Origin of the sequence: Streptomyces morookaense (assembly GCF_013030945.1) — a bacterium.
GTDB classification, from domain to species: Bacteria; Actinomycetota; Actinomycetes; order Streptomycetales; family Streptomycetaceae; genus Streptomyces; species Streptomyces morookaensis.
This window is the reverse complement of record NZ_JABBXF010000032.1, coordinates 70,018-91,871: the sequence shown is the minus strand read 5'-3', so window position 1 is coordinate 91,871 and position 21,854 is coordinate 70,018. Positions and strand designations below refer to the sequence as shown.

The following is a 21,854-nucleotide window of genomic DNA, read 5'->3' as shown; positions in this document are numbered from 1 at the left end:
ATCCCTAACGTGCCGTTCATGGAGAACACCCCCAAGGCGGAGACCGCCACCGAAGCCGCCGGCCTGGCACCCGGCACCCCCGCCCTCGACACCCGCACCGGCCGCCTCGGCATCGTCATGGGCACCGAGGGCCCCTACGTCCAGCTCCGCCCCCAGGGCGGCGGCCGTGAGTGGGACTGTCCGCCCGCCCGTGTCCGGCCCGTCGGGACGACGAAGCGCTGCGTGGAGTGCTCCGCGCTCAAGGCCGAGCACGCGGAAGCCGTTGCCGCAGGCGACTTGAGCAGGGCGACCGACTGCACCGTACTGATGGGGCGTCATCAGCGCGAAGCGCACACGTGAGACGGAACCGCCGCCACCCGTCCGGCCTCGCCGGAGGCGCCCCGGCGCCCCCGGCCCGCCTACGCTCGGCATATGCCCCGCCCTCCGAGCAGCCTGCGCCGCACCGTCCGGCACTGGTGGTTCCCGGCCGTGGCGGCGCTGCTGATCGCGGGGCTGTGTGCGGCCGGAGCCGTGCTGTACGTCAACGAGCGCGACCACCGCGAGCAGGGGATGCAGACCGGCTCCGAGCAGACCCCGGACCGGCTGGACGTCAAGGTCCACCTCCTGCACAGCGACGCCGCGACGCAGAGCGTCACGGCCTGGGTGGACATCGACCCCAAGGGATCCCTGCGGCAGCCCGGAGAACGCGACATGCCGACCAAGGATCTGACGATCGAGACCAGTTCGGGCGAGCGGCCCGTGCTGCACTACCCGGCACACCAGCCGATCCGCACCGAGACCCTGGCCTTCCACCTCCAGAAGGGCACGATCTCCGATTACCCCTTCGACCGCTACATCACCTACGTGGCCTTCGACCCCACGGCCGACGGCAAGGACGTCCCGGTCTCGGTGCGCGTGCTCGACAAGGACCCGTTCTTCGTCGCCCACAAGGACCGGCTCGTCGCCAAGGAGTTGGGGACGGGCCTGCGACTGAGCATCAGGCGCTCGCGCAGCAATTTCCTCCTCGCCTGGTTCATGATGATCGTGATGTGGCTGATGGCCCTGGCGGTGCTGGTGGGCGCCCGGCTGGCCGCCTGGTACCGCCGCGGCATGGCCTGGGCAGCCCTCTCCTGGATGGCGGCCACCCTGTTCGCCCTCGTCGCACTGCGCAAGGCCGCACCCGGCGATCCGCCCATCGGTTCGGCCTTCGACTACGCCGCGTTCTTCTGGGCCAACCTGATCATCGCGGCCAGCGTGGTCTACGTGGTCGTCGTCGGATTCGAGGCCGAACGGGCCAAACTGTTGAAGGATCGACGACCCAGCGCGCCCCGCCGCGGGTAAAAATGCGCCCCCGGAATACGGCATTACTCTGGGAAATGACCCCCTCCTCTGGGAGCTTGGTCCTCACCCTGCACCTCCCCCACCGGATGCAACGGAGTGAAGAGAAATGGCCCGTGCTGCAGGAAAATTCGGCAAGCTGCGCCCGCAATTCCCGGTGGCGCTCAAGGAGTTCACCGCTTATGCCGCGGCGCCGCTGCCCGATCCGCCGCCTGCGGTGGACTGGGCGAAGAACGTCACGAACTGGCCCATGGACGGCAACGACCGCTACGGCGACTGCACCATGGCCGCCGCGGCCCACACGATCCAGTCGTGGAACGCCCAGACCGGGTCCAAGGACTCGGTGCCCACCGAGCAGCAGGTGATCGACCAGTACCTGAAGCTGTCCGGCGGCAAGGACACCGGCCTCGTGGAGTCCCACGTCCTCAAGTCCTGGCAGAACGGCGGCCTCTGGGGCAACAAGGTGGTGGCCTACGCGCCCGTCAACGTCCACGACCTGACCGCGCTCAAGCAGACCATCAGCCTCTTCGGCGGCGTCTACGCCGGCATCCAGGTCCCGTCCAACGCCCAGACCCAGTTCGCCGCGGGCAAGCCGTGGACCCTCGACCCCGGCTGGCAGAACCAGTCGATCGAGGGCGGCCACGCGATACCGCTGCTCGGCTACGACGCGGACTGGCTGTACTGCATCACCTGGGGCGCCGTGCAGCCCATCGCGTGGGACTGGTGGTCCACCTACTCGGACGAGGCGTGGGCGGTGCTCTCGCAGGAGTACAAGGAGGTCGGCAAGGTCAACGGCATCGACCTGGCGACACTGCAGTCGGACCTGCAGCGGGTGTGAGCTCCCCGCAGGGGCCGGCCCGCAGCCGGACTCAGGCCCCGAAGACAGCAGTCACGGGAGCGTGATCGCTCCACCGCTCCGCATGCGAGGCGGCCCGCTCCACACGGGCCTTGAGAGCGCGCGCCGCGAGCCCCGCCGTGGCGGCGAGGTAGTCGATCCGCCAGCCCGAGTCGTTGTCGAAGGCACGCCCGCGGTAGGACCACCAGGAGTAGGGGCCCTCCACCCCCGGGTGGAGGGTCCGCACCACGTCCGTGTACTGCTCGAACACCTCGGACAGCCAGGCCCGTTCCTCCGGGAGGAACCCCGCGCACTTGCGGTTGGCCTTCCAGTTCTTGAGGTCCGCCTCGGTGTGCGCGATGTTCCAGTCGCCGCACACCAGCGCCTCGCGCCCGTCCGCCGCCGACCGGGCGCGCAGCCCGGTCAGATACGGCAGGAACTCCGCCATGAAGCGTTCCTTCTCGTCCTGGCGCTCCGTGCCGACCTCGCCCGAGGGCAGGTAGAGGCTGGCCACCGTCACACCCGGCAGGTCGATCTCCGCATAGCGGCCGCTGCCGTCGAACTCGGCCGAGCCGAAGCCGATGCGCACCGCGTCCGGCTCGCGCCGGGAGTAGACGGAGACGCCGGCGCGGCCCTTGGCCGCCGCCGGGGCGTGCACCACGTGCCAGCCCTCCGGCTCGCGCACCTCGTCGGGCAGCTGGTGCGGCTCGGCCCGCACCTCCTGGAGGCAGACGACGTCCGCCTCGGTCTGTGCCAGCCACTCCACGAAGCCCTTTTTGGCCGCAGCGCGCAGGCCGTTCACGTTCACGGTCGTCACGGTGAGCATTCCGGTACGGTACCCGTTTCCGTACGATCGTCGAATGCGGATCCTGCCCAGGGCGTACGACCATCCCGACGCCGTGAAACTCCAGGAACAGGTCCAACTCGAGTACGTGGAGCGGTACGGCGATCCCGACTTCACGGTCATGGACCCGGCCCAGTTCGCCCCGCCCTGTGGGCTGTATCTCATCGCGTACGAGGACGACGGGACGCCCGTCGCCACCGGCGGCTGGCGCGCGCAGGACCGCAACGGCGAGGGGTACGCGGACGGCGACGCCGAGATCAAGCGGATGTACGTCGTCCCGCACGCGCGCGGGCGCGGGCTGGCCCGCCGGATCCTGGCCGCGCTGGAGGACGACGCCCGGGCGGCGGGCCGGATACGGATGGTGCTGGAGACCGGGATCATGCAGCCGGAGGCGATCGAGCTGTACGCCTCGTCCGGCTACGCACCGGTCCCCGAGCAACTCAAATTCGGCCACTACCGCGCGTACGACAGCAGCCGCTGCTTCACCAAGCCGCTCACGGAGCCGGCTTCGCCCCGCTCGTCCGGCTCGTCCCGCTCGCAGGGCTCGCCTTGATCGCCGCCTCGACCTCCGCCCGGACCTGCTCCGCCGGGTAGCGCCGCACCTCGCCGAACGGTTCCAGCAGCCGGTCCACCGGTTCCGGGCCGTCCTCCTGGATCTCGGCCATCAGCACCGTGGCGCCCGGCGGCACCTCCGCGGCCAGCATCTCCAGGGCCGCGTTCGAGGCCGTGGCCTCCCGGGCGTCGTGCAGCCCGCCGACCAGCCCGCCCGCCCCGAAGCCGATCATGACGCCGAGCGGTCCGCCGAGGATGCCCAGCAGGCCGCCGAGCAGGCCGCCCATGGCGAAGGCGTGGGCGCTGCCGGTGTTGTCGACGGCGTCGGGGAAGTCCAGGGCCCCCTCCGCGTCCCGGGCGATGACGGCGCCCTCGCGCAGGGTGAGGTCGCCGTCGGCGTGCGCCTGGCGCAGGGCCTCCAGAGCGCGGTGCCCGCGCTCTGGGGAGGGCACGGTCATGAAGAGGACGTTGTCGTTCATGGCTCCCACTCTCGGGGCGGGTCCCCGGCGGCGCACGCCAGCGCGCCCCTTACGGGGTGCCCCGCACCGCGTCCCGCAGGTCCAGTACCGCCTCCGCGCCCCCGCCCGAGGGATTGGTGAACGTCAGCCGGGCGCCCAGCACCCGCGCCTGCCCCGCGGCAATGGTCAGGCCCAGGCCGAGCCCGGACCGCGAACCGGTGCGGAAGCGCTGAGGACCGCGCGTGAGCAGGTGTTCCGGGAAGCCGGGCCCCCCGTCCCGGACCCTTATGACGCCACCGTCCACCTCCGCGACGACCGGCGCGGCACCGTGCCGGAAGGCATTGGTGACGAGGTTGGCCAGTATCCGCTCCACCCGCCGCGCATCCGTCTCCACCAGGCACTCGCGCACCACCGTGACCGTGACCTCCTCCTGACCCGGCGCAGCCGCAGCCCGCACCGCCCGCCGGGTCAGCTCGCCCAGCGCCCGCACGTCCGTCTCGGCCTGCTCGGCGTCGCCGTCCAGCCGGGCCACCTCCAGGACGTCCTCCATCAGCGACCGCACCCGCTGCGCCCGTTCCCGGACCAGCTCCGCGGGCCGGCCCGGCGGCAGCAGCCCGGCCGCCGCGACCAGCCCGGCCACCGGGGTCCGCAGCTCGTGGGCGATATTGGCGGTCACCTCGCGCTCGGCCTGCAGCCGGGCGGCCAGCGCGTCGGCCATGGTGTTGACGGAGTGGATGAGCCGGGCGATCTCGTCCTTGCCGCCCCGCGGCTTCAGCCGGGCGGTCAGGTCGCCGTCGGCGATGCGCTCGGCGGTCCGCGCCGAGGCGTTGAGGCGGCGCCCGACGACAGTGGCCAGGGCCACGCCGAAGGCGGCGGCGAGGGCGGTGCCGAGGCCGCCGGCCAGCCAGAGGTCCTCGTCGAGGGAGGCGAGGTTGCGGTCCTGGCGGGTGTAGGCGTGTTTGATGACGATGATGTCGTCGCCGAGCCGGGTCGCGGCCCACAGCGTGGGCTCGGGGCCGCTGCGGTCGAGGTAGGTGGCGCGCTTGCCCTGTTCGACGGCGCGGCGCAGCGGGCCGGGCATCCGGTAGGGGTTGAGGATCGTCCGCGGCCGGTCGAAGCCGGCCGCATGGTCCTCGACGGCGCTCAGCAGCCGCTGGTCGATGTCGCTGCGGGCGGTGTCCAACTGGTTGACGGCGGTGCGGTGATGGACGACGAGCCCGATGAGGACGGCGACCAGGGCCGAGACCGCCGTGATCGCCACGGCGGTCTTGATGCGCAGTCCCATCGGACGACCCCTGTCCCTTCTATCCCTTGGGCACATGGAGCCGCAGGTCGCGCAGCTCCTTCTGCTGCGCGGGCGGCAGCCCGGCGGCTTCGACCACGGCCCGGCTGTAGTAGCCGGTGCCGCCCTGCCGGACCAGGCCGCCCAGGGTGACGCCGACCGGGTAGGGCCTGTCGCGGCAGGCCGGCGCGCACCAGCCGCCCGACACCTCGCCGGTCGCCTCGGCGGTCGGGCCGCCCCAGGACTTCCAGCGCAGCCCGCTCAGCCGGACCGAGTCGCTGATCTCGAAGGACGCCGGACGGCGCACCGGGGGTTGACCCGCCCTCTCGCTGATCCAGACCGGGCCCGCCACGGAGACGGCCGGGCTCGACGCGGGGCCGGTGACCTTCAGCCCGCCGGGGTCGGCACAGCCGCACAGCGTCACGCCGAGCAGCACCGCCGTGAGCGGCACGGCGACGGCGGTCGCGATCAGTGGTCGCACGGGCTTCCTCATGCCGGACGGACGGGACGGACAACAGGACGGTCGACGGGACGGACAACGGGACGGAGACGGGCGTTCGATGGGGCCATTCGTGCCAAATGTAACCGGCGTGGCTGGTTCGACGCCCGCGCCCTTGACCCCTTCCCGGCGTCGGCTCATAGGATCACCGCGCTCACGTGGTCCGGTCCAGAGGCCGTCGCGCCACACGGAGGTCACTCATGCACATCGCCCGCCGCACGCTGCTCGGCGCCGTGGCCGGGTCGGCCGCCCTCGGGGCGGTCGCCGGCGCCTCCCCGGCCTCCGCGAACGCCGCCGGGACCGGGGGCACCCCCAGCGGTAGCTGGGGGAGTGCCGCCGCGGCCGCGCTGGGACGGCTGCTCCCCCGGCACCATCAGCAGGTCGTCTTCCGCACCATGGCCCGGAAGGGCGGGGCGGACGTCTACCGGGTGTCCGGCCGGACCGGCCGGATCACGGTGGAGGGCACCACCCCGGCCGTCCAACTCACCGGATTCCACCGCTACCTGAGACACACGGCGCACGCCCACTTCTCCTGGAACGGCGAGCAGACCGCCCTGCCCGACCGCCTCCCGGCCCCCGCCGCCCCGCTCACCGGCACGGCGAACGCCGTCCACCGGTTCGTGCTCAACGACACCGGCGACGGCTACACCGGCCCGTACCGCGACTGGGCCGCCTGGGAGCGCGAGATCGACATCCTCGCCCTGCACGGTTTCAACGAGGTGCTGGTCTACGCGGGCGCGGACGCCGTCTACCACCGCACCTTCCTCGAACACGGCTACGACGACGCCGAGTTGCGCGGCTGGATCCCGGGGCCCGCGCACCAGCCCTGGTGGCTGCTGCAGAACATGGCCTCGTACGGCGGCCCCGTCTCCCGCGAACTCCTCGCCCGCCGCACGGAGTTGTCGCGGCGCATCGTGCACCGGCTGCGCGAACTGGGCATGACGCCCGTGCTGCCCGGCTGGTTCGGCACCGTGCCCCCGGAGTTCGACCGGCGGAACCCGGGCGCCCGGATCGTCCCGCAGGGCGACTGGGGCGGCTTCCGGCGCCCCGACTGGCTCGACCCGCGCACCCCGCACTTCGCCCGGGTCGCCCGCACCTTCTACCGGGTGCAGGAGGAGCTGCACGGGGCCACGTCGATGTACAAGATGGACCTGCTGCACGAGGGCGGCACCCCCGGCGACGTCCCCGTCGCGGAGGCCGCGCGCGCCGTGGAGGAGGCGCTGCAGTCCGCCCGCCCGGGTGCGGTCTGGGCCATCCTCGGCTGGCAGGAGAACCCTCGGCGCGAGATCCTCGACGCCGTCGACCGCTCGAAGATGCTCGTCCTGGACGGTCTGTCCGACCGCTTCCCCAAGGTCACCGACCGCGAGGCCGACTGGGGCGGCACGCCCTACGCCTTCGGCTCCATCTGGAACTTCGGCGGCCACACCGCGATGGGCGCCAACACCCCCGACTGGGCGGCGCTGTACGACCGTTGGCGGAGGAAGCCGGGCAGCGCCCTGCGCGGCATCGCCCTGATGCCCGAGGCCACGGGCAACAACCCCGCCGCCCTCGCCCTCTTCTCGGACCTGGCCTGGACGGACGGCCCCACGGACCTCGCCGCCTGGTTCGGGCAGTGGTCCGTCGCCCGCTACGGCGCCGCCGACCCGCACGCCGCCCGCGCCTGGGACGTCCTGCGCCGCACGGCCTACGGCACCACCCGCACCGACAGCTGGAGCGAAGCCGCCGACGGCCTCTTCGGCGCCCGCCCGGACCTGGCCGTCACCCACGCGGGCACCTGGTCGCCGCGCCGACTGCGCTACGACGCCACCGAGTTCGAGAAGGCCCTGCCGGCCCTGCTGGCCATCGCGCCCGGCCTCCGCGGCAGTTCCGCCTACCGCTACGACCTGATGGACGTCGCCCGCCAGTGCATCGCCAACCGCAGCCGCCTGCTGCTGCCCCGCATCAAGGCGGCGCACGACGCCGGCGACCGCGCCCGCTTCGGCGACCTCACGCGCCAGTGGCTGGACTGGATGACCCTGCTGGAACAGGTGACGGCCACCGACACCCACCACCTGCTGGGCCGCTGGACCGCCGATGCCCGCGCCTGGGGAGCCACTCCCGCGGAGCGCGACGCCCTGGAGTACGACGCGGTCTCCCTGCTGACGATATGGGGCCCGCGCGCCGCGGCGGACGGCGGAAAACTGCACGACTACGCCAACCGCGAGTGGTCCGGCCTGATCGGCGGCCTCTACCGGCTGCGCTGGACGACGTACTTCACGGAACTGTCCGACGCCCTGGCGGCGGGCCGCAGCCCGAAACCGATCGACTGGTTCGCCCTGGAGGAACGCTGGACACGCGAACGCCCGACGTTCCCGTCGAGCCCGCGGGGCGACATCGTAAGAATCGCAAGAACGGTGGCGTCGAGGCTGTAGGCACCCCGCATGCCCCGCCCCGTAAGGGGCGCGGGGAACTGCGCGACAAGCCACAACGGACCCGCGCATACCCCGCACCCCAACAGCCGCCTCAGCGGCGCACGGCACCCTCGCCGGAGGCGAGCTTCCACTCCCGGTTGAGCGGACCGAGCGGAATGCTCCGCTCGAACACCGGCGTACCGAAGATGTCCAGGTGCGCCCGCAGCGCTCCACCCAGATCGACACCGCCGTACGCGGCCCACTTGCCGACGAGCGACCCGGTGCCGTTGGAGGCCCCGGTGGCCGTGCCCTCCACCTCGGCGCGCAGGTACGGCGCGACATTGCCGGTGACGCCGACACTGCCGTAGAGGCCGACACTGGCCTCCGCGCCGAGCGCGGCCTTCACCTTGCCGGCGGCGGTCGCGGTCGCCGTCACCGGCGTACCGCTCATGTTCGCCTTGGCGACGGGCGTCCAGCCCTTGGCCCTGCTGTACGAGCCGCCGACCTTGAAGTCGCCCTTGACGTCCTGCTTGACGTCGACGCTCACCTTTCCGTCGGCGTCGACCTGGAGGTAGCAGGTGAGGTCGAGGTTGACCACGACCGGCACCGCCCCGACGGTGATGACGGGGTCGGCGTGCAGCTTGGCGAACGGCACCCGCAGCGGCTTGCCGTCCGCCGTGGTGGCGGCCGCCTGGCCCTTGAGCTCCCACTGGGAGCTCCAGTCGCCGGACAGGCTCAGGGAGGCGGTCCCCGGCGTGCCGGTGGCGGTGCCCTTGCCGTCGTAGGCGAAGTCGACCTCGGGGGCGAGCTGGACGAAGCCGTCGGCGGAGGCGTCGACGGACCCCTGGGCGGGGCCGGCCTTGCCCGTCAGCGTGGGCAGCGCCGCGCTGACGTCGACCCGCAGGCTGCCGAGCGGCAACTGCGCGCCCTCGGGCCCGAAGTGCACGCCGCCGGTCTTTGCCCAGGAGACCTTGACCTTCGGTGCGAGCGGCTCGACCTTCACCGAGGACGGGTCGACGGGCACCTGCCCCTTGGCCGTGGAGCCGCCCAGCAGGGCACCCAGCGTGGCCGGGGCGGTCTTGACCTCGGTGCCCTTCTGCGTCGTGCCCACGACCTCGGTCACCTTCGCCAGCACGCCCTGGGGCGCGCCGGGGGCCGGGGCGCTGGCGATGACGTCGCCGACGGCAACGGGGGCCGCGGGCTTGGGCGTTGCGCCGTGGCCCTTGTCCTTGCCGTTGTCCTTCTCCTTGCCGGAGATGACGGCGCGTCCGCTGCCCTTGTCGAACTCGGCGACCTTCAGCGACGACTTGGCCGCGGGCTTCCCGCCCGCCTGCGGCGTCGCCACGGCGCTGGGCGCCCCGCCACCGGCAGGCGCCGCGGCCACCGCGAGCTGCGGGTGCGCGTCAGCGGCGGCCCCGGCAGCGGCCACCGGCTCCGTACGGTCGGTCTTCCCGGCCGCGGAGGTGCCGGACGACCCCGAACACCCGGTGACGACGAGCAGGGAGGCGGCAGTCAGTGCCGGTAAAACGGCATACCTGGTGGTGTTGCGCAAAGTTGGTCCCTCAGGGGCGTGATGTGGGGGCGACCGGAGGAAGTCCTCACTCCGGCCGAGCCGTTACCCACGGGTAACGATTGGCAAGATCGTGCCACGGCCCACACATCCGCAGAACCGATTCGGCCGCCGCATGGAGATGATCTGGATCACACCGGCGGAAAGAGGCGGGAACAACGAAAAGGCCCCGCCCGAGAACTCTCGGACGGGACCTTCCCATGTGCGGTGGACCTGAGGGGATTTGAACCCCTGACCCCCTCGATGCGAACGAGGTGCGCTACCGGACTGCGCCACAGGCCCTTGCAACGAGTGAAACTCTAGCACCCCCACCGGGCTGCCCGGAAATCCGCTCCCCCGCTGGTCAGCAAGCGGGCACCGGAACGCCGGTCACTCGTTGGCCGCGCGCGGCCGGTCCTCGTCGGCGTACTGGTCGAACAGCGGTGTGCGGCCGCGCTCGCGGGGGCGGCGGCGGAGCGGGCGCGAGCCGCGCCGCTCCTCGGCGGCGGGCTTGCGGTCGGGGGCCGGCTCGGCGGTGCTGGAGCGGGCCGAGCTCCAGGTGTCCGGGGCACCCAGGTCGACGGGGCCGCCCGCGCGGGGGGCGACCGGTGCCGAGACATACGTCGGCAGCGGCACCGGCACCGGCTCCCAGCCGTCCCCGGTGTCCCGCTCGCGCTGCTGGTCCACCCACTCGGCGTGGTCGGTCTGCTCGACGAGCGCCCGCCGGTCCGCGCTGCGCGAGGACACCGCGGGCTGCGCGGCCGGGGCCGGTCGGACCACGGTGTCAGCGGCGTCGGATGCGCTGTCCGGCGCCGCCTGCTGAGGGCGCGTGCGGCCCTCGCGCAGCCGCTGGGCGGCCAGTTCGGCCCGGCGGCGGTCCATGGTGAAGGCGAAGCGGCGTCGCTCCTGTGCCCGCAGGTAGAAGATGTACGCGCTCAGCAGGGCCGCCGGCACGGCCGGGGCCCACAGGAACTCGAGGCCGCCCACGCCCGCGACGATCGCGCCGACGGTGAAGGCGAGGAAGAGCAGCACGGTCGTGCGCCGGCGGCGGGCCAGCACCTTGGAGCGGCGGGCCCGCTCGGCGGGCGTCAGCGCCGACGGGCCGGGCGCGGGCACGCCGGAGGGCCGGACGGCGACCGTCTCGGTCACGGCGTCCGGCTCGGGGACGCGCTCCTCCGGCTCCGCGGGGTCCGCCGGGACCGCCGCCGGAGCGGGGGTGCGCCCTTCGAGGTCCTTGGCGTAACGGCGCTCCATGCCCGCCCGTCCGGACAGAAGCCGGATGGCTGTGCTGAAGCGTTCCGTCGGACGGGCTTCATTGAGCTCGTCCTGCCTACGGAGCCACATCGGCACCAAGTAGGCGGCCCAGGCCCCGACGATGACTGCGTAGATCAGGCCGCTGCTGCTCACCCTTCACACGGTAGAGGGGTCCGGACAGCGGATTCCGCCAATTGGCGCGGTGTGTCGCACGATCCGGCTGATATCTCGAACTTTTTTTGTGATTGTTGGCAACGGAAGGCGACGGAAGCCAACGAATACCGTCAATTGACAGTCAATTTCGAACGTTTATTTTATTTCTGTGAGCGGGTGCGGTGCCAGCGGCCCAGCAGTCCGTCCGCCGCCTCGTCGGCGGTCAGCGCATAGACCAGGTGGTCGCGCCACGCGCCGTCGATGTGCAGGTAGCGGGGGCGCAGGCCCTCCTCGCGGAAGCCGAGCTTCTCGACGACGCGGCGGCTGGGCAGGTTCTCGGGACGGATGCACACCTCCAGCCGGTGCAGGCCGAGCGTGCGGAAGCAGTGGTCGGCGACCAGCGCGACGGCGGTCGGCATCACGCCGCGGCCCGCCACGGCCTCGTCCACCCAGTAGCCGACGTGGGCCGAGCACATCGAGCCCCAGGTGATCCCGGCGACCGTCAGCTGGCCGACCAGGCGGCCGCGGTACTCGATCACGAACGGCAGCATCCGCCCGGCGTTCGCCTCGGCACGCAGGTGCCGGACCATCTGCCGGAAGGTGGGTCGGCGGCCGGCCGGGCCGCCGGGCGGAGGCGGCGGGATGGTCGCCTCCCAGGGGCGCAGCCAGTCCCGGTTGCGCTGGTTGACCTCGCGCCAGGCGCGCTGGTCGCGCTGCCGTATGGGGCGCAGGACGACGTCGCCGTCCGCCAGCTCGACCGGCCACATGGCGCTCACCCGGCGGAGCCCTCGGCCGGTCTGGGGTGGTCGCCGCCCCCGATCTGGTCCACGGCGTGCACCAGCAGCCGCTCCAGCACGGCGAGGCCGTCCCGTACACCGCCCGTCGAGCCGGGCAGGTTCACGATCAGCGTGCGCCCGCCGGCGACGCCCGCGAGCCCGCGGGAGAGGGCGGCCGTGGGCACCTTGGCGAGGCCCTGCGCGCGGATGGCCTCGGGGATGCCGGGGATCTCGTGGTCGAGCACGCGGCGGGTGGCCTCGGGGGTGCGGTCGGTGGGCGAGATGCCGGTGCCGCCCGTGGTGACGACCGCGTCGTAGCCGGCCGCGACCGCGTCGCGGAGGGCGGTCTCGACGGGGTCCCCGTCGGGGACGACGAGGGGGCCGTCGACGGTGAAGCCGAGGGATTGCAGCGAGGCCGCGATCAGGGGGCCGCCCTTGTCCTCGTACACGCCTGCGGCGGCGCGGTTGGAGGCCGTGACGACGAGGGCGCGATAAGGCCGGTTCACCGGAGCCAGTCCCCCGACTTGCCGCCCGTCTTCTCCTCCACCCGGATGTCCGTGATCACGGCCGCCTTGTCGACCGCCTTGACCATGTCCACCACCGTCAGCGCCGCCACCGACACCGCCGTCAGGGCCTCCATCTCCACGCCCGTGCGGTCCGTCGTCCTCACGGTCGCGGTGATCTCGACCGCGTCGTCCGCGACCGCCAGGTCGACCTCGACGCCGGAGACGGCGAGCGGGTGGCACAGCGGGACGAGGTCGGGGGTGCGCTTGGCGCCCATGATCCCGGCGATCCGGGCCGTGGCGAGGGCGTCGCCCTTGGGGACGCCCTCGCCGCGCAGGAGTTCCACGACGCGCGGGGAGACCAGCACCCGGCCGCTCGCGCGGGCGGTGCGCGCGGTGACGTCCTTGGCGGAGACGTCGACCATGCGGGCCGCGCCGGCGGCGTCGAGGTGGGTCAGCTGCTCTTGCCGATGGTCCTGGGCGCTGCTCATCGTTCTCCCGGTCCGGGTCCTGTGGGGAGCCACCGTACCGGCAGCGCCGCGGCATCAGTCGAGAAGGATCGCGTCCAGTTCGGCGCCGGGGGCGACGGAGGTCGCGTCCTCGGGGACGACGATCAGCGCATCGGCCCCGGCAAGGGCCTTGACCAGGTGCGATCCGCTCCCGCCGACCAGGGTGACCTCGCCGGTGGCCGGATCGTGGCGGCCGCGCAGGTACTGCCGGCGGCCCTTCGGCGAGGAGGCGACGCCCTCGGGGCACACCGCGCGCACGGTCGTGCGGTCCGCCGGCTCCAGGCCCATCAGGGCGCGCAGGGCGGGGCGTACGAAGAGCTCGAAGGACACGTAGGAGCTGACGGGGTTGCCGGGCAGGGCGAACAGCGGCGTGCGGTCGGGGCCGATCCGGCCGAAGCCCTGCGGCTTGCCGGGCTGCATGGCCAGCCGGCGGAAGTCGACCCTGCCCTCTTCGGCCGGCAGCCCGGAGAGCGCCTCCTTGACCACGTCGTACGCGCCGACGCTGACACCGCCGCTGGTGACCACGGCGTCGGCGCGGACGAGCTGGTCCTCCAGGGCGGCGCGCAGCGTCGCGGGGTCGTCGTCGACGGCGCCGACGCGGTAGGCGAGGGCTCCGGCGGCGCGGGCGCAGGCGGTGAGCATGAAGCTGTTGGAGTCGTGGATCTGCCCGTGCGCGAGGCTCTCGCCGGGCGGGACGAGCTCGCTGCCGGTCGAGACGACGACCACACGGGGGCGCGGGCGCACGGAGACGGTGCCGCGGCCGATCGCCGCCAGCAGGCCGATCTGGGCCGGGCCGAGCAGCGTGCCCGCGGGGAGGACGAGCTCCCCGGCCGTGACGTCGCTGCCGCGGGCGCGGACGTGCGCCCGGGCGTCGACGGAGCGGTGCACCCGGACCTCGGCCGTGCCGCTGCCGGCCATCGTGGTGGCCGGGCCGCCGCCCAGCCCGCCGTCGGTCCACTCGACGGGGACGACGGCCTCGGCGCCGGGCGGCAGCGGTGCCCCGGTCATGATGCGGGCGGCCTCGCCGGGGCCGACGGCGGGCAACTCGCCGCTGCCCGCCGCGACATCACCGACGACGGCGAGCACCGCCGGGAACTCCTCGCTCGCCCCCTCGACATCGGCGATGCGGACCGCGTAGCCGTCCATGGAGCTGTTGTCGAAGGGGGGCAGTGCGGCGGGTGCGGTGACGTCCTCGGTCAGCACGCAGCCCTGGGCGTCCAGGAGTTGGAGTGCAATGGGCTCCAACGGGCGGATTTTTCCCAGGATGTCGGCGAGGTGCTCGTCCACGGACCACACACGGTCCGCTCTGCCCGGTTTCACAGTGCTACATCTCCTCGGTGACGTACCGGCGAAGCCAGGCCCTGAAGTCCGGTCCCAGGTCTTCACGTTCGCATGCCAGTCTGACAATGGCACGCAGATAGTCACCGCGGTCCCCGGTGTCGTAGCGGCGCCCGGTGAACACCACGCCGTGCACCGGCCCGCCGAGACCGGGTGCGGCGGCGAGGGCCTGCAGGGCGTCGGTGAGCTGGATCTCGCCGCCGCGGCCGGGAGGGGTCTCGCGCAGCACGTCGAAGACGGCCGGGTCGAGCACATAGCGGCCGATGACCGCGTAGTTGCTGGGCGCCTCGGCGGCGTCCGGCTTCTCGACGAGGCCGGTGACCTCGACGACGTCCTCGGTGTCGGTGGGCTTGACGGCCGCGCAGCCGTAGAGGTGGATCTGCTCGGGGTCGACCTCCATGAGCGCGATCACGCTGCCGCCGTGCTGGTTCTGGATGTCGACCATGCGCGAGAGAAGCGGATCGCGGGAGTCGATCAGGTCGTCGCCGAGCAGCACGGCGAAGGGCTCGTCGCCCACGTGCGGGGCGGCGCACAGGACGGCGTGGCCCAGGCCCCGGGGATCGCCCTGGCGCACGTAGTGCATGGTGGCCAGGTCGCTGGACTCCTGGACGCGGGCCAGGCGGGACTCGTCGCCCTTGCGCCGCAGGGCCTCTTCGAGCTCGTAATTGCGGTCGAAGTGGTCCTCCAGGGGACGCTTGTTGCGACCCGTGATCATCAGGACGTCCGACAGTCCCGCGGCCACCGCCTCCTCCACCACGTACTGGATGGCCGGCTTGTCGACGACCGGCAGCATCTCCTTCGGCGTGGCCTTGGTGGCCGGAAGGAAACGGGTTCCGAGCCCGGCGGCAGGGATGACAGCCTTGCTGATCCGAGGGCGCGAGAGAGTCATGGGCCGACACTATCCGGTGGGCTTGGGCGAGGATACGACGCAATCGAGTATGACCCTAGCCAGGGAGTTTGTACGAACAATGATCCTGTCCGACAAGGCCGGGCTGCGCCGGTCCCTGCTGGCCGCCCGCGCGGCGCTGACATCCCAGGACATCGAGGGGGCGCAGGCCGTTCTCGGACAGCGGGCGCTGGAGCTGCCCGAGCTCGCGCAGGCGCGCACCGTGGCGGCCTATGTCTCGGTGGGCACCGAGCCGGGCACCCGCGCGCTGCTCGACGCGCTGCGCGCCCGCGGGATCCGGGTCCTGCTGCCGGTGCTGCTGTCCGACAACGATCTCGACTGGGCCCTCTACCGCGGCGCCGCCCACCTCGCCCCCGCCCGCCGGGGCCTGCTGGAGCCGGACGGGGAGCGGCTCGGCCCGGAGGCGGTCGTCCGGGCGGACGCGGTGCTGCTGCCGGGCCTGGCGGTGGACGGCCACGGGACGCGGCTGGGCCGCGGCGGGGGCTCGTACGACCGCGTCCTGTCCCGCCTGGACCGCGCGGGGGCGGCCCCGGCGCGGATCGTGCTCCTCTACGACAACGAGGTGGTCGCCCGGCTCCCGAAGGAACCGCACGACCACCCCGTGGATGCGGTGGTCACCCCGTCGGGGGTGCGCCGTTTCGCCCCGTGAGAGAACCTACGGCTTCAAGGTCAGCTCGTCATCGCCGGCCTTCTTCACCGCATCCGGACTGAACGCCCAGGGAAGAAGCTCCCCCTTGGCCCACTTGTCCGTCTGGTCGTAGTAGTGCGCGTTGTACGCGTGCCCGGACGCACCGGTCAGGTTGATCCACCGTGACTTGTCGAGGTCGTCGAGATTGACGACCATCCGCATCGACGGCACCCAGATCACGTCGTAGCCGCCCGCCGCGTTCCAGCCCGCGGCGTTGACCGCGGCCTCGCCGCCCGCCAGGTTCCACGGGCCGCGGTTGAGCATCCACTGGACGATGCCGGGGCCGTTCTTGCCGAGGGTCTGGTTCTTCAGGTTCAGCTGGTGGAGACGACCCCAGCTCCAGGAGTTGACGTCCTTGCCGAGCTTGGAGGTCAGCTCCCAGCGGGCGTCCTTCATGGCCGTGGCGAGCAGGTCGTCACGGTTGCGGGCGCCGGGGTTGGTGCGGGTGCCGTTGGTCTTCCACCAGTCGTCCTCCGGCTTGTCGAGGATGCCGCGCACGACCTCGGACCAGCGGTCGCCGCCGTCCGGCTGCGCCGCGTCGGGGTCCCGCTCGCCGCACTCCCAGACCAGCCGGGTGTTGCCGTTGAGGTCCTCCTGGGGACCTGCGTCGTTGGCCGGGCGCACCCGCAGGCACTGGCCCTTGACCCGCAGTTCCTTGGGCAGCTTGTTGCCGAAGGCGAGCTTGAGGACGTTGCGCCAGACCGCGTTGAAGTACGCGGCCGCCGGGGAGTCGGCCTCCTGGGAGTAGTCCCAGTCCTTGAGCAGGGCCTGCGCCTCGCGGACGTACTTGGTCTCGCGCTCGTTGGCGCCCTTGACGTTGATCTTGAGCAGGTACGGCGTCAGCAGCTTGGCGATCTCGCTGGTGTTGTCCAGCTGCATCTTCTGCATGTCGTCCGTCGAGATCTTCCCGCCGTCCTTGATCTTGGACTGGATCAGGTCGTTTATCCGCTGGCTGCGGGTGCCGTAGCTCCAGTCCGAGGTCAGCTTCTCCGGGTAGTCCTTGCCGGCGACCGCCTGGTTGGCGGTGACGATGTAACCGCGCTTGGGGTTGTAGTCCCAGGGCAGCTCGGACTGCGGGATCCAGTTCTTCCACTGGTAGGCGGAGTCCCAGCCGGGGGCCGGGTAGCGGCCGTCGCCCTTGCCGCGGACGGGGATGCGGCCGGGGGCCTGGTAGCCGATGTTGTCCTTGGTGTCCGCGTAGATCAGGTTCTGCGACGGCACCTCGAAGTCGGCGGCGGCCTTGCGGAACTCGGTGAAGTCCTTGGCCTGGTTGATCCCGAAGACCGCGTCCATGGTCTTGCCCGGGTCCAGCGCCGTCCAGCGCAGCGCTATGGCGTAGCCCTCGGCGCGGTCGGGGGCGGGGTCCTGTACGGGCGCGTCCTGGCCGACCGTGGCGAGCTCGTCGTTGCGGTCGGAGACGATCGGCCCGCTGTTGGTGGAGCGGACGGTGATCTCACGGTCCTTGCCGCCCGCGACCTTGATGGTCTCCTTGCGGGTGGTGAACGGGACCTGCTTGCCGTCGTAGAGGTAGGTGTCGGAGGTGACCTTCTCCAGGTAGAGGTCGGAGACGTCGGCGCCCATGTTGGTCATGCCCCAGGCGATGTCCTGGTTGTGGCCGATGACGACGCCCGGCATGCCGGAGAAGGTGTAACCCGCCACGTCGAAGGGGCACTCGGCACTCGTCCTGGTGCAGTGCAGGCCCATCTGGTACCAGAGCGAGGGCATCTGGGGTGCCAGGTGCGGGTCGTTGGCCAGAAGCGGCTTGCCGGTGGTCGTGTACTTGCCGGAGACGACCCAGGAGTTGGAGCCGATGCCGTTGCCGCTCGGGCCAAGCAGTGCCGGCACCTTGTCCAGCGAGCTCGACAGCGCGGACAGGCTGGTGCGCAGGCCGTTGGCGGCGGAGCCGCCGGTGGCCGGGTTCGCGGCGCCGTTCTGCGCGCCCGCGGCCGGGGTGGCCTTGGGGTCGAAGGCCTTGGTGGCGGGGTCGACCGCGCCGCCGTCGACGATCGACTGGTTCCGGTCGTACGGGTACGGCGGGTACAGCTCCTCGATCTGCTTCGGGCTCAGGCGGGCCGCGGCGAGCGAGCGGTCGATCTCGTCACGCATGTTGCCGCGCAGGTCCCAGGCCATGGCCTTGAGCCAGGCGACCGAGTCGACCGGGGTCCACTGCTCGGGCTTGTAGTCGTTCTGGAACTCCAGGGCCGCGTACTCGACCGAGAGGTCCTTGCCCTTGTGGTCCTTCAGATAGGCGTTGACGCCGTCGGAGTAGGCCTGGAGGTACTTCTTGGTGGCCGGCGACAGCTTGGTGTCGTACTCCTCCTGCGCCACCTTCCGCCAGCCCATGGTGCGCAGGAAGGCGTCGGACTCGACGGTGGAGTCGCCGAACATCTCGGAGAGCCGGCCGGCCGTCAGATGACGGCGGACGTCCATCTCCCAGAACCGGTCCTGCGCCTGGACGAAGCCCTGGGCGCGGAACAGGTCCTCGGCGTTGTCCGCATAGATCTGCGGAATGCCGTTGCCGTCGCGCACCACCTTGACCTGGCCCGACAGCCCCTTGAGCTGGAGCGTGCCGTTGGTCTTCGGGAACGAGGCGCGCACCGTGCCGATGCTCCAGTACGAGCCGTAGGCGACGCCCGCCACGAGCAGCAGCACGAGGGTGATCACGAGCAGGCGGGCGCGTCGGCCTTTCTTCTTCTTGCCGGAAGGGCCGGTCTTGTTGGCGGGCATCGCTGTCCTTGCTGTCCTTCGCGGGGCAGGGTGGTCCGGGAGTGCTGGAAGCAACCATAGGCGCAGGGCGCCGGGCCACCCGACGCGGAGTCACCACCTGCGCCGGGCGCCCGGGAAGCGACCGTCAACGAAACGCGTTAAGAACCCGTAAAATATTAGATTAGGAAATGAAGCTTCCCGCTTGCTCGTGAAGGGACCGGCCCCTGACTGTCGAACACCTCAACGAACTCCTGCTCATCTGCTCGCTCGTGCTGCTCGTCGCAGTGGCCGCGGTGCGGGTCTCCTCGCGGAGCGGGCTTCCGAGCCTGCTCATCTATCTGGGCATCGGCGTGGCCATCGGCCAGGACGGCATCGGTGTCCACTTCAACGACGTCGGCCTGACCCAGGTCATCGGCTACGCGGCCCTGGTCGTGATCCTCGCCGAGGGCGGTCTCGGCACCAAGTGGCACGAGATAAAACCGTCCTTGCCCGCCGCCGCCGTGCTCTCCACCGTCGGCGTCGCCGTGAGCGTCGGCGTCACCGCCGCGGCCGCGCACTACCTCGCCGGCATGGACTGGCGCCAGTCGCTCATCATCGGCGCGGTCGTCTCGTCGACGGACGCCGCCGCGGTCTTCTCCGTCCTGCGCAACGTCCCGCTCCCCGCCCGGCTCACGGGTGTGCTGGAGGCGGAATCCGGTTTCAACGACGCCCCCGTCGTCATCCTCGTCGTCGCCTTCTCGGCCGCCGGGCCTGTCGACCACTGGTACCTCCTGGTCGGAAAGATCGCCCTGGAGCTGGCCATCGGCGCGGGCGTCGGCATCGCGGTCGGCCTGATCGGCGCGTACACGCTGCGCCGGGTCGCGCTGCCCGCCTCCGGCCTGTACCCGATCGCCGTCATGGCCATCGCCACCGCCGCCTACGCGGGCGGCGCCCTGGCCCACGGGTCCGGCTTCCTCGCGGTCTACCTCGCCGCGCTGATCCTCGGCAACGCCAAGCTGCCGCACCAGCCGGCCACCCGGGGCTTCGCCGAGGGGCTCGGCTGGATCGCCCAGATCGGCATGTTCGTCCTGCTCGGCCTGCTCGTCACGCCGCATGAGCTGGGCGCGGACATCCTGCCCGCGCTCGTCGTCGGGCTGGTGCTGACCATGGTGGCCCGTCCGCTGTCCGTCTTCCTCAGCACGGCGCCCTTCCGCACCCCCTGGCAGGAGAAGGCCCTGCTGTCCTGGGCGGGGCTGCGCGGGGCGGTGCCGATTGTGCTGGCCACCATCCCGATGGTGGCCGAAGTGGCCGACAGCCGACGGGTCTTCAACATCGTCTTCGTGCTGGTGATCGTCTACACCCTGGTCCAGGGCCCGACACTGCCCTGGCTGGCCCGCCGGCTCGAACTGGGTGACACCGAGGCCGAGGACCTGGGCATCGAGTCCGCACCCCTGGAGCGGCTGCGCGGCCATCTGCTGTCGTTCGCGATCCCCGACGGCTCGCGCATGCACGGCGTGGAGGTCTCGGAACTCCGGCTGCCCGCCGGGGCCGCGGTCACCCTCGTCGTGCGGGACGGGGCCAGTTTCGTCCCGGCCCCCTCGACCGTCCTGCGGCACGGGGACGAGCTGCTGGTGGTGGCGACGGACCCGGTGCGCGACGCCGCCGAGAACCGGCTGCGGGCGGTCGCCGAGGGCGGCAAGCTCGCCGGCTGGCTGGGCACGCAGCACACGCCGGGACCCGGCGGCGGCCGCAGGATGTGACCGGGGTCATAGGCACAGGAAAGCGACCCCGTATGATAAAGAGGAAGTAATCAACAACTTCCCCAATCGAACCAACTCTGCCTGATGCAGAGCTGGCGCGACCGCACGGCGGCCGCGGCTGCGCAACCAAGGCGGCCGGAGCGGTATCTACCACGGTCCTGCGCGAGAGGACAGCTCTCGGCGCGCACCGTGCGGTCGCCCGTCCGGTGCGTGCTACCAGGCGGCGGAAAGGCCCGGACCGTGGCTGACACGGTCGACGTGACCGCCGGGGCACGACCCGGATACGGCAGGCTGCTGCGCACGCGCGGCGCCTGGACCTTCCTCCTGCCCGGCTTCTTCGCCCGGCAGCCGTTCGCAATGCTGACCATCGGCATTCTGCTGCTGGTCCAGGACACCACCGGCTCGTACACCACCGCGGGCGCCGTCTCGGCGACCGCGGGGGTCTCGATGGCCCTGTTCGCCCCGCAGAGCGGCAAGCTCGCGGACCGCTTCGGGCAGGGCGCGGTGCTGGTCCCCGGCGTGATCGTGCACGCCGCCGCGATCTCGCTGCTGATCTCCCTCGCCCTGGCGGACGCCCCGCTGTGGGCGCTGTTCGCCGCGGCCGTGCCCGCCGGTGCGTCCACCCCGCAGGTCGGCCCGATGGTGCGGGCCCGCTGGGCGGCCAAGCTGGACGGCTCGCCGCTGATGGCCACATCGGCGGCCTTCGAGTCCGTCACCGACGAGTTCACGTTCGTGATCGGCCCGGTGCTGGCCACCGCGCTGTGCACGGGCATCCACCCGGCGGCCGGCCTGGTCGCCGAGGCGGCACTGACCCTCTTCGGCGGCCTGCTGTTCGCCGCCCAGCGGCGGACGCAGCCGGAACGCTCTCGCGCGGCGGACGGGACCCACGAGAAGAGCCGTTCCGCGCTGTCCGTCGCGGGTGTCCGCGTCCTGGTCGTCCTCTTCCTGGGCATCGGCTCGGTCTTCGGCGGCATGCAGGTCTCACTGGCCGCCTTCACCAAGGACATCGGCGAGCCGGGCCTGAACGGCCTGCTCTACGGCATCTTCGCGGCCGGCAACATGACCGCCGGCATCATCTGCGGAGCCATCGCCTGGCGCAGCAGCCCGCAGCGTCGGCTGCTGATCGCCTACCCGCTGCTGGTGCTGGCCACCAGCCCGCTGTGGGCGGCGCACTCGCTGCCGCTGCTGGGCGGCCTGGGCCTGCTCGTGGGCCTGTGCATCGCACCGTCCCTGATCACCGGCTTCACGCTGGTCGAGAAGCTGGTACCGGCCGGCATGCGCACCGAGGCCTTCACCTGGCTGACCGGCGCGGTCGGTCTCGGGCAGGCGGCCGGTGCGGCCGTCGGCGGCAGGCTGATCGACGCGTACAGCCCGCACGCGGGCTTCCTGGTGCCGCTCGTCGGCACGGCCCTGGCGCTGGCCGTCCTGCTGACGCTGCGCAAGGCACTGGCGGTGCAGCCGGGGTCCGCTTCGCGGGTGGCGGCGAGTGGAGTCGGTCACCGCGAGCCGGTATCGGTGGACTGACGGGCAGGAATACTGCACTATGGATCGTCGT

Annotated in this window: 20 protein-coding genes and 1 tRNA gene; 8 read left to right on the top strand and 13 right to left on the bottom strand. The window is 72.1% G+C overall.

The annotated features are described in order from the left end of the window. Nucleotides 1-18: 18 nt before the first annotated feature. From HG542_RS35070 to HG542_RS15550, 3 genes are all read left to right on the top strand, one after another. Complete coding sequence (locus HG542_RS35070; protein WP_373313071.1) at nt 19-339, top strand: hypothetical protein; 321 nt, start codon at nt 19-21, stop codon at nt 337-339. Between the two features lie 72 nt (nt 340-411). Continuing rightward, a complete protein-coding gene (locus HG542_RS15555; protein WP_171081781.1) occupies nt 412-1,320 on the top strand; it encodes a DUF4436 family protein in 909 nt (302 codons plus the stop codon). A gap of 106 nt (nt 1,321-1,426) precedes the next feature. Next, nucleotides 1,427-2,155, top strand: coding sequence for a hypothetical protein (locus HG542_RS15550; RefSeq protein ID WP_171081779.1), 729 nt, complete (start codon nt 1,427-1,429; stop codon nt 2,153-2,155). Nucleotides 2,156-2,186: 31 nt separating this feature from the next. Here HG542_RS15550 and HG542_RS15545 read toward each other — a convergent pair whose 3' ends face one another. After that, nucleotides 2,187-2,978, bottom strand: a complete 792-nt coding sequence (locus HG542_RS15545; RefSeq protein ID WP_171081777.1) for an exodeoxyribonuclease III — start codon at nt 2,976-2,978, stop codon at nt 2,187-2,189. A gap of 34 nt (nt 2,979-3,012) precedes the next feature. Here HG542_RS15545 and HG542_RS15540 point away from each other — a divergent pair, with 34 nt between their 5' ends. After that, complete coding sequence (locus tag HG542_RS15540; protein WP_171081775.1) at nt 3,013-3,549, top strand: GNAT family N-acetyltransferase; 537 nt, start codon at nt 3,013-3,015, stop codon at nt 3,547-3,549. Here HG542_RS15540 and HG542_RS15535 read toward each other — a convergent pair. From HG542_RS15535 to HG542_RS15525, 3 genes are read right to left on the bottom strand one after another with little or no spacing between them, the layout of a single operon-like run. Continuing rightward, nucleotides 3,491-4,027 (bottom strand): DUF1269 domain-containing protein, encoded by a 537-nt coding sequence (locus HG542_RS15535; protein WP_171081773.1) that lies wholly within the window; start codon nt 4,025-4,027, stop codon nt 3,491-3,493. The genes HG542_RS15540 and HG542_RS15535 overlap by 59 nt on opposite strands. A gap of 49 nt (nt 4,028-4,076) precedes the next feature. Next, nucleotides 4,077-5,291 (bottom strand): ATP-binding protein, encoded by a 1,215-nt coding sequence (locus HG542_RS15530; RefSeq protein WP_171081771.1) that lies wholly within the window; start codon nt 5,289-5,291, stop codon nt 4,077-4,079. 19 nt (nt 5,292-5,310) lie between these two features. Continuing rightward, nucleotides 5,311-5,769 (bottom strand): hypothetical protein, encoded by a 459-nt coding sequence (locus HG542_RS15525; RefSeq protein WP_171081769.1) that lies wholly within the window; start codon nt 5,767-5,769, stop codon nt 5,311-5,313. A gap of 218 nt (nt 5,770-5,987) precedes the next feature. Here HG542_RS15525 and HG542_RS15520 point away from each other — a divergent pair, with 218 nt between their 5' ends. Beyond that, a complete protein-coding gene (locus tag HG542_RS15520) occupies nt 5,988-8,198 on the top strand; it encodes an alpha-N-acetylglucosaminidase (RefSeq protein ID WP_171081767.1) in 2,211 nt (736 codons plus the stop codon). Nucleotides 8,199-8,289: 91 nt separating this feature from the next. Here the strand turns inward: HG542_RS15520 and HG542_RS15515 are convergent, their stop codons facing one another. The 8 genes from HG542_RS15515 to galU form a co-directional block, all read right to left on the bottom strand. Further along, complete coding sequence (locus HG542_RS15515; protein WP_171081764.1) at nt 8,290-9,729, bottom strand: hypothetical protein; 1,440 nt, start codon at nt 9,727-9,729, stop codon at nt 8,290-8,292. Nucleotides 9,730-9,955: 226 nt separating this feature from the next. After that, nucleotides 9,956-10,029: transfer RNA gene (locus HG542_RS15510), tRNA-Ala, on the bottom strand. Between the two features lie 87 nt (nt 10,030-10,116). Continuing rightward, nucleotides 10,117-11,133, bottom strand: coding sequence for a divisome protein SepX/GlpR (sepX, locus tag HG542_RS15505; protein ID WP_171081761.1), 1,017 nt, complete (start codon nt 11,131-11,133; stop codon nt 10,117-10,119). Nucleotides 11,134-11,294: 161 nt separating this feature from the next. Further along, nucleotides 11,295-11,900, bottom strand: a complete 606-nt coding sequence (locus HG542_RS15500; RefSeq protein ID WP_171081878.1) for a GNAT family N-acetyltransferase — start codon at nt 11,898-11,900, stop codon at nt 11,295-11,297. Between the two features lie 5 nt (nt 11,901-11,905). Then, nucleotides 11,906-12,424 (bottom strand): MogA/MoaB family molybdenum cofactor biosynthesis protein, encoded by a 519-nt coding sequence (locus HG542_RS15495; RefSeq protein ID WP_171081880.1) that lies wholly within the window; start codon nt 12,422-12,424, stop codon nt 11,906-11,908. Further along, nucleotides 12,412-12,903 carry a cyclic pyranopterin monophosphate synthase MoaC gene (gene moaC, locus HG542_RS15490; protein ID WP_171081760.1) on the bottom strand — a complete coding sequence of 164 codons (492 nt, stop codon included), beginning with the start codon at nt 12,901-12,903 and terminating at the stop codon, nt 12,412-12,414. The genes HG542_RS15495 and moaC overlap by 13 nt, the downstream gene beginning before the upstream one ends. A 54-nt stretch (nt 12,904-12,957) precedes the next feature. Beyond that, nucleotides 12,958-14,241 (bottom strand): molybdotransferase-like divisome protein Glp, encoded by a 1,284-nt coding sequence (gene glp / locus HG542_RS15485; protein WP_171081758.1) that lies wholly within the window; start codon nt 14,239-14,241, stop codon nt 12,958-12,960. A 4-nt stretch (nt 14,242-14,245) separates the two neighbouring features. Further along, nucleotides 14,246-15,148 carry a UTP--glucose-1-phosphate uridylyltransferase GalU gene (galU, locus tag HG542_RS15480; protein WP_171081755.1) on the bottom strand — a complete coding sequence of 301 codons (903 nt, stop codon included), beginning with the start codon at nt 15,146-15,148 and terminating at the stop codon, nt 14,246-14,248. Between the two features lie 79 nt (nt 15,149-15,227). On the opposite strand from galU, the gene HG542_RS15475 reads away from it, so the two are divergent. Further along, nucleotides 15,228-15,815 (top strand): 5-formyltetrahydrofolate cyclo-ligase, encoded by a 588-nt coding sequence (locus tag HG542_RS15475; RefSeq protein ID WP_171081754.1) that lies wholly within the window; start codon nt 15,228-15,230, stop codon nt 15,813-15,815. A gap of 6 nt (nt 15,816-15,821) precedes the next feature. Here the strand turns inward: HG542_RS15475 and HG542_RS15470 are convergent, their stop codons facing one another. Beyond that, nucleotides 15,822-18,581, bottom strand: coding sequence for a penicillin acylase family protein (locus tag HG542_RS15470; RefSeq protein ID WP_171081751.1), 2,760 nt, complete (start codon nt 18,579-18,581; stop codon nt 15,822-15,824). A gap of 203 nt (nt 18,582-18,784) precedes the next feature. Between HG542_RS15470 and HG542_RS15465 the strand changes: the two genes are divergently transcribed. Next, nucleotides 18,785-20,299 (top strand): potassium/proton antiporter, encoded by a 1,515-nt coding sequence (locus HG542_RS15465; protein ID WP_171081876.1) that lies wholly within the window; start codon nt 18,785-18,787, stop codon nt 20,297-20,299. A 240-nt stretch (nt 20,300-20,539) separates the two neighbouring features. Next, nucleotides 20,540-21,823, top strand: a complete 1,284-nt coding sequence (locus HG542_RS15460; protein ID WP_171081748.1) for an MFS transporter — start codon at nt 20,540-20,542, stop codon at nt 21,821-21,823. Nucleotides 21,824-21,854 lie beyond the last annotated feature (31 nt).

Coding starts and splice junctions, on each gene's coding strand:
- HG542_RS35070 (WP_373313071.1), top strand. CDS start 19: ATGGAGAACACCCCCAAGGCGGAGACCGCCACCGAAGCCGCCGGCCTG.
- HG542_RS15545 (WP_171081777.1), bottom strand. CDS start 2,978: ATGCTCACCGTGACGACCGTGAACGTGAACGGCCTGCGCGCTGCGGCC.
- HG542_RS15500 (WP_171081878.1), bottom strand. CDS start 11,900: ATGTGGCCGGTCGAGCTGGCGGACGGCGACGTCGTCCTGCGCCCCATA.
- moaC (WP_171081760.1), bottom strand. CDS start 12,903: ATGAGCAGCGCCCAGGACCATCGGCAAGAGCAGCTGACCCACCTCGAC.
- galU (WP_171081755.1), bottom strand. CDS start 15,148: ATGACTCTCTCGCGCCCTCGGATCAGCAAGGCTGTCATCCCTGCCGCC.
- HG542_RS15520 (WP_171081767.1), top strand. CDS start 5,988: ATGCACATCGCCCGCCGCACGCTGCTCGGCGCCGTGGCCGGGTCGGCC.
- HG542_RS15530 (WP_171081771.1), bottom strand. CDS start 5,291: ATGGGACTGCGCATCAAGACCGCCGTGGCGATCACGGCGGTCTCGGCC.
- HG542_RS15555 (WP_171081781.1), top strand. CDS start 412: ATGCCCCGCCCTCCGAGCAGCCTGCGCCGCACCGTCCGGCACTGGTGG.
- HG542_RS15540 (WP_171081775.1), top strand. CDS start 3,013: ATGCGGATCCTGCCCAGGGCGTACGACCATCCCGACGCCGTGAAACTC.
- HG542_RS15470 (WP_171081751.1), bottom strand. CDS start 18,581: ATGCCCGCCAACAAGACCGGCCCTTCCGGCAAGAAGAAGAAAGGCCGA.
- HG542_RS15475 (WP_171081754.1), top strand. CDS start 15,228: ATGATCCTGTCCGACAAGGCCGGGCTGCGCCGGTCCCTGCTGGCCGCC.
- HG542_RS15550 (WP_171081779.1), top strand. CDS start 1,427: ATGGCCCGTGCTGCAGGAAAATTCGGCAAGCTGCGCCCGCAATTCCCG.
- HG542_RS15535 (WP_171081773.1), bottom strand. CDS start 4,027: ATGAACGACAACGTCCTCTTCATGACCGTGCCCTCCCCAGAGCGCGGG.